This is a genomic window from Ideonella sp. (assembly GCF_041918995.1).
Lineage (GTDB): Bacteria > Pseudomonadota > Gammaproteobacteria > Burkholderiales > Burkholderiaceae_C > Ideonella.
Window position 1 is genome coordinate 42,387 of sequence record NZ_JAYRUN010000025.1, and the last position, 6,512, is coordinate 48,898.

At 68.2% G+C, this 6,512-nt stretch carries 7 protein-coding genes; 1 reads left to right on the plus strand and 6 read right to left on the minus strand.

The window, feature by feature from the left end; translation table 11 throughout:
• The 6 genes from hscB to uvrB all read right to left on the minus strand — a co-directional run bounded on the left by hscB (window position 1) and on the right by uvrB (window position 5,572).
• Window positions 1-522 (minus strand): Fe-S protein assembly co-chaperone HscB, encoded by a 522-nt coding sequence (hscB, locus tag ACE3UN_RS18175; protein WP_374676401.1) that lies wholly within the window; start codon window positions 520-522, stop codon window positions 1-3.
• A gap of 161 nt (window positions 523-683) precedes the next feature.
• Window positions 684-1,007, minus strand: coding sequence for an iron-sulfur cluster assembly protein IscA (gene iscA / locus ACE3UN_RS18180; protein WP_374676402.1), 324 nt, complete (start codon window positions 1,005-1,007; stop codon window positions 684-686).
• Between the two features lie 4 nt (window positions 1,008-1,011).
• Complete coding sequence (gene iscU, locus ACE3UN_RS18185) at window positions 1,012-1,437, minus strand: Fe-S cluster assembly scaffold IscU (RefSeq protein ID WP_374676403.1); 426 nt, start codon at window positions 1,435-1,437, stop codon at window positions 1,012-1,014.
• Between the two features lie 16 nt (window positions 1,438-1,453).
• Window positions 1,454-2,674, minus strand: coding sequence for an IscS subfamily cysteine desulfurase (locus ACE3UN_RS18190; protein WP_374676404.1), 1,221 nt, complete (start codon window positions 2,672-2,674; stop codon window positions 1,454-1,456).
• Between the two features lie 24 nt (window positions 2,675-2,698).
• Window positions 2,699-3,232 (minus strand): Fe-S cluster assembly transcriptional regulator IscR, encoded by a 534-nt coding sequence (gene iscR / locus ACE3UN_RS18195; RefSeq protein WP_374676405.1) that lies wholly within the window; start codon window positions 3,230-3,232, stop codon window positions 2,699-2,701.
• A 198-nt stretch (window positions 3,233-3,430) separates the two neighbouring features.
• Window positions 3,431-5,572, minus strand: coding sequence for an excinuclease ABC subunit UvrB (gene uvrB, locus ACE3UN_RS18200; RefSeq protein WP_374676406.1), 2,142 nt, complete (start codon window positions 5,570-5,572; stop codon window positions 3,431-3,433).
• A gap of 161 nt (window positions 5,573-5,733) precedes the next feature.
• Here uvrB and ACE3UN_RS18205 point away from each other — a divergent pair.
• The coding region (locus ACE3UN_RS18205; RefSeq protein WP_374676407.1) for an aromatic amino acid transaminase at window positions 5,734-6,512 on the plus strand (779 nt) is incomplete at its 3' end.

The window sequence follows — 6,512 nt, forward strand, 5'->3', positions numbered from 1 at the left end:
TCAGGTGTCTTCTTCGTTGTCGAGTCGCTCGGCCACGTCGTCCCGGAAGCGGCGCACGAACATGAGCGCCCTCACCCGCTGCGCGGCCGCACCGGCGTCCTGGTGCTCGTCCAGCGCATGGGCGATTTCCTCCAGCAGCTCGGCCTCGCGCGCCCCCACCTGGCGTTCCAGCGCCTGCACGTCCGGGCGGCTCTCCGCCTCGTCCAGGGCCTCGCGCCAGTGCATCTGCTGGGCCAGGAAGCTGGCCGGCATGGCGGTGTTGCGCTCGGCCTGGATGGGCGTGCCACGCAGCTCGCAGAGATAGGCCGCGCGAGCCAGCGGGTCCTTCAGGCGCTGGTACGCCTGGTTCACGCGCACGGCCCACTGCATGGCCAGCCGCTGGGCCGCCGCCCCTTCCGCGCTGAAGCGGTCGGGGTGCACACGACCCTGCAGCGCCCGCCAGCGTGCATCCAGCTCCGCCCGGTCCAGCGCGAAGCGGGCGGGCAGGCCGAACAGCGTGAAATCGTCGTCGTCGAGCTTCATGGCGAGGCCGTGGGGCGGCGGTGGAACTCGGCGGTCATGCCAGGGAGGACGTGAAAAGGGCGCGGACCCGAAGCGCCGCGCCCTGCGAATGGGGGAAGGTCGGGTGGTGTGGCGGGTGGCGTCAGGGGCGGGATTGTCGGCGATGCGACCGAGGGCTCGCCTCAGACCCGGAAGGACTCACCGCACCCGCAGCGGTCTTTCTCGCGCGGGTTGTGGAAGCGGAACCCCTCGTTGAGGCCCTCGCGGACGAAGTCCAGCTCGGTGCCGTCCAGGTAGGGCAGGCTCTTCGGATCGATCAGCACCTTGACCCCGTGGCCCTCGAACACCACGTCCTCGGGCGCCACCTCGTCCGCGTACTCCAGCTTGTAGGCCAGGCCGGAGCAGCCGGTGGTCTTGACGCCCAGGCGCACACCCACGCCCTTGCCGCGCCGGGCGAGGTAGCGGGTCACATGCCGGGCAGCGGCTTCGGTCAGCGTGACGGCCATGGGCTCAGTTCGCCTGCGGGGCCGCCTCGGCCGCGGCGTCGGTGGCCTCGCCGTGGCGCGAGCGGTAGTCGTCGACGGCCGCCTTGATGGCGTCCTCGGCGAGGATCGAGCAGTGGATCTTCACCGGGGGCAGCGCCAGTTCCTCGGCGATGTGGGTGTTCTTGATCTCGAGCGCCTGGTCCAGCGTCTTGCCCTTGACCCACTCGGTCACGAGCGAACTCGACGCGATGGCCGAGCCGCAGCCGTAGGTCTTGAAGCGCGCGTCCTCGATCAGGCCCGTGGACGGGTTCACCTTGATCTGCAGCTTCATCACGTCGCCGCAGGCCGGCGCGCCGACCATGCCGGTGCCGACGGTGTCGTCACCCTTGTCGAAGTTGCCGACGTTGCGCGGGTTCTCGTAGTGGTCGATGACCTTCTGGCTGTACGACATGTGCGTGCTCTCCGGTTCAGTGCGCCGCCCACTGGATGGTCGACAGGTCGACGCCGTCGCGGTACATGTCCCACAGGGGGGACAGCTCCCGCAGCTTGGCGACCCGCTCCTTCAGCGTGGCGACGGCGTAGTCGATCTCTTCTTCGGTGGTGAAGCGGCCAATGGTGATGCGCAGGCTCGAGTGGGCCAGCTCGTCGCTGCGTCCCAGCGCACGCAGCACGTAGCTGGGCTCCAGGCTGGCCGAGGTGCAGGCCGAGCCCGAGGACACGGCGATGCCCTTGACGCCCATGATGAGCGACTCACCTTCCACGAAATTGAACGAGATGTTCAGGTTGTGGGGCACCCGCTGCGTCAGGTGGCCGTTGATGAAGGTCTGCTCGATGTCGGACAGGCCCTTCACCAGGCGGTCGTGCAGGGCCTGGATGCGCGGCCGCTCGGCGGCCATCTCCTCGCGGGCGATGCGGAACGCCTCGCCCATGCCGACGATCTGGTGCGTGGGCAGCGTGCCCGAGCGCAGGCCGCGCTCATGGCCGCCCCCGTGCATCTGCGCCTCCAGGCGCACGCGCGGCTTGCGGCGCACATACAGGGCGCCGATGCCCTTGGGCCCGTAGGTCTTGTGCGAGGCCAGGCTCATCAGGTCGATGGGCAGCTGGGCCATGTCGATCTCGACCTTGCCGGTGGCCTGGGCCGCGTCGACGTGGAAGATCACCCCGCGCTCGCGGCACAGCTTGCCCAGCGCGACCACGTCCTGGATGACGCCGATCTCGTTGTTGACGAACATCACCGAGGCGAGGATCGTATCCGGCCGGATGGCCGCCTCGAAGGCCGCCAGGTCCAGCAGGCCATCGGGCTGCACCTCGAGGTAGGTGACCTCGAAGCCCTGGCGCTCGAGCTCCCGCATCGTGTCGAGCACGGCCTTGTGCTCGGTCTTCACCGTGATGAGGTGCTTGCCCTTGCCCTGGTAGAAGTGGGCCGCCCCCTTGATGGCGAGGTTGTTGGACTCGGTCGCGCCGGACGTCCACACGATCTCCCGCGGGTCGGCGTGGATCAGCTCGGCCACCTGGGCGCGCGCCTTTTCCACCGCCTCTTCCGCCTCCCAGCCCCAGGCGTGGCTGCGCGAGGCGGGGTTGCCGAAATGCTCACGCAGCCACGGCACCATCACATCGACCACGCGCGGGTCGACCGGCGTGGTGGCGCCGTAGTCCATGTAGATCGGGAAGTGCGGGGTCATGTCCATGGGGACGCCAGGCAGTGAATCGGGTTACTTGGAAAAGGCGTTGCCGAGCGCGAACACGGAGTTCGGCGCGGTGATCTTGATGGGCTTGACGACCGGCTGGCTCGAAATGGCCCGCTTGACCGGCGCCTCCTCGATGGACACGCCCTTGGCGATCTGGTCGTCGACCAGCTTGCGCAGGGTGATGGAGTCGAGGAACTCGATCATCTTGGTGTTCAGGCTCGCCCACAGCTCGTGCGTCATGCAGCGGCCGGCGTCCTCACCCATGCAGTTTTCCTTGCCGCCGCAGCCAGTGGCGTCGATCGGCTCGTCCACGGCCACGATGATGTCGGCCACGCTGATCTCCTCGGCCTTGCGACCCAGGGAATAGCCGCCGCCCGGTCCGCGGGTGCTTTCCACCAGCTCATGCCGGCGCAGCTTGCCGAACAGCTGCTCCAGGTAGGACAGCGAGATCTGCTGACGCTGGCTGATGGCAGCCAGGGCCACCGGCCCGTTGTTCGAGCGCAGCGCCAGATCGATCATGGCGGTGACCGCGAAGCGGCCTTTGGTGGTCAATCGCATAGGGTTCTCCTGTCGAAATTGCGGGCCTCACTGGGGCAAGCGGTTGGCCTGCCCCGTCCTTGCCCCCCTTGGTGTCGGGAGGCGCAGGATGGTTCGCGCCACAGGTCGTCCAGCCGGGCCGGTGGCACCGGGTTTACCCGCGCCAGAGTCCGACTGTTTCGGTCGATTATAGGCGAAGCCGAGCTTTTTTGTCGAGTATCAAGCCCGGCGGCCGCCACCTTGGGCAGGCGAGACGAGCGGCACCACGTTCACGTCGTGCGCGCCGCCAGCCCCGAAGGCCTGTTCGCGCAGCAGCGCGAGCTGGTCGCGCACCCGGGCCGCCTTCTCGAACTCGAGGTTCTTGGCGAACTCGAGCATCTGCTTTTCCAGCGCCTTGATGCGCTTGCCCAGGTCCTTTTCGCTGAGGGTCTCGACCTCGGCGGCCTGCTGGGCCAGCCGCAGGTCGTCCTGGCCGGATTTCTCCGCCACGACGCCGTCGATCATCTCCCTGACCTGCTTGCGGATGCCGCGCGGCACGATGCCGTGCTCGGCATTGAAGGCCACCTGCTTGGCGCGCCGCCGTTCCGTCTCGTCCATGGCGCGGCGCATGGAATCGGTGATGCGGTCGGCGTAGAGGATGGCGCGGCCGTTCACGTTGCGGGCGGCGCGGCCGATGGTCTGCACCAGGCTGCGCTCGGCACGCAGGAAGCCTTCCTTGTCGGCATCCAGGATGGCCACCAGCGACACCTCCGGGATGTCCAGGCCCTCGCGCAGCAGGTTGATGCCCACCAGCACGTCGAAGGTGCCCAGGCGCAGGTCGCGGATGATCTCCACGCGCTCCACCGTGTCGATGTCGGAGTGCAGGTAACGCACCTTCACGCCGTTGTCGGACAGGTACTCGGTGAGCTGCTCGGCCATGCGCTTGGTCAGCGTGGTGATCAGCACGCGCTCGCCGTTGTCCACCGTCTGGCGGATCTCCTGCAGCACGTCGTCCACCTGGTGCGTGGCCGGCCGCACCTCGACGATGGGGTCGACCAGCCCGGTGGGACGCACCAGCTGCTCCACCACCTGCCCGGCATGGGTCTTCTCGTAGTCGGCCGGCGTGGCGGTGACGAAGATGGCCTGGCGCATCTTGCGTTCGAATTCGTCGAACTTCAGCGGCCGGTTGTCCAGGGCGCTGGGCAGACGGAAGCCGTAGTCCACGAGCACGGTCTTGCGGGCGCGGTCGCCGTTGTACATGCCGCCGAGCTGCCCGATCAGCACGTGGCTCTCGTCCAGGAACATCAGGGCGTCGGGCGGCAGGTAGTCCACCATGGTGGGCGGCGGGTCGCCCGGCGCCGCGCCCGAGAGGTGGCGCGTGTAGTTCTCGATGCCCTTGCAGTGGCCCACCTCCTGCAGCATCTCCAGGTCGAAGCGGGTGCGCTGCTCCAGGCGCTGCGCTTCGACCAGCTTGCCGTTCTTGACGAAGAAGTCCAGGCGCTCGCGCAGCTCGGCCTTGATGGAATCGATGGCGCTGACCACCCGTTCCCGAGGGGTGACATAGTGGCTGCTGGGGTAGATGGTGAAGCGCGGCACCTTCTGGCGGATGCGGCCGGTCAGCGGGTCCAGCAGGCTCAAGGTCTCGATCTCGTCGTCGAACAGCTCCAGACGCACGGCCAGCTCGGAGTGCTCGGCGGGGAAGACGTCGATCGTGTCGCCGCGCACGCGGAAGGTGCCGCGGGAGAAATCGGTCTCGTTGCGGGTGTACTGCATGCGGATCAGCTGGGCGATCACGTCGCGCTGGCCGATCTTGTCGCCCACCCGCACGATGAAGCGCATCTGGGTGTAGTCCTCGGGCTTGCCGATGCCGTAGATGGCGCTCACCGAAGCCACCACGACCGTGTCGCGCCGTTCCAGCACGCTCTTGGTGGCCGACAGGCGCATCTGCTCGATGTGCTCGTTGATGGAGCTGTCCTTCTCGATGAACAGGTCCCGCTGCGGCACGTAGGCCTCGGGCTGGTAGTAGTCGTAGTAGCTGACGAAGTACTCCACGGCGTTCTTGGGAAAGAACTCGCGGAACTCCGAGTACAGCTGCGCGGCCAGCGTCTTGTTGGGTGCGAACACGATGGCCGGCCGCCCCAGGCGGGCGATCACGTTGGCCATGGTGAAGGTCTTGCCCGAGCCGGTGACGCCCAGCAGCGTCTGGTAGGCCAGGCCGTCGGTCACGCCTTCGACCAGCTGCTCGATGGCCCGTGGCTGGTCGCCGGCGGGGGGGTACGGCTGGAACAGCTGGAACGGCGAGCCCTCGAAGGTGACGAACTCGCCCTGCGGCGCGTCGTCGGCGCCTGGTGCATCGGTCATCGCTTCAGAAGCATCCGGCATGGGGTTATCCCTGGTCAATCCACCTAAAATGGTGCGCGCTGCGGGCAAGCCCGGTTCCGCGCAAAGAACCTGGCAGCGTAACGCAGCGGGCGACCGCCCGCTGGCCCCGGCCCCGCCGCGCCCTGCCCGCCTCCTGCCACCGTCCCTTCAGGATTCCTCCCATGTCCCTGTTTGCCTCCGTCGAAATGGCCCCGCGCGACCCGATCCTGGGTCTGAACGAGCAGTTCAATGCCGACCCCAACCCCGCCAAGGTGAACCTGGGCGTGGGCGTGTACACCGACGAGAACGGCAAGCTGCCGCTGCTGGCCTGCGTGAAGGCGGCCGAGGCGCAGCTGGTGGAGGCGGCCCGGGCGCGTGGCTACCTGCCCATCGATGGCATTGCCGCCTACGACAAGGCCGTCCAGGGCCTGGTGTTCGGCGACGACAGCCCCCTGCTGGCGGCTGGTCGCGTGGCCACCGTGCAGGCGCTCGGCGGCACCGGCGGCCTGAAGGTGGGCGCCGATTTCCTGAAGAAGGTGAACCCCACCGCCAAGGTGCTGATCAGCGACCCGAGCTGGGAGAACCACCGCGCGCTGTTCACCCACGCGGGCTTCACCGTCGAGACCTACCCGTACTACGACGCCGCGCGCCAGGGCGTGAACGCCGAGGCGATGCTGGCGGCGCTGCACGCCGCGCCGGCCGGCACCATCGTGGTGCTGCACGCCTGCTGCCACAACCCCACCGGCTACGACCTGAGCGCCGCGCAGTGGGATGCGGTGATCGAGGCCGTGAAGGCGCGGGGACTGGTCGCCTTCCTGGACATGGCCTACCAGGGCTTCGGTGACGGCATCGCCGAGGACGGCGCCGTCGTGCGCCGCTTCGCCGACGCGGGCATGGACTTCTTCGTCTCCACGTCCTTCTCCAAGAGCTTCTCCCTGTACGGCGAGCGCGTGGGTGCGCT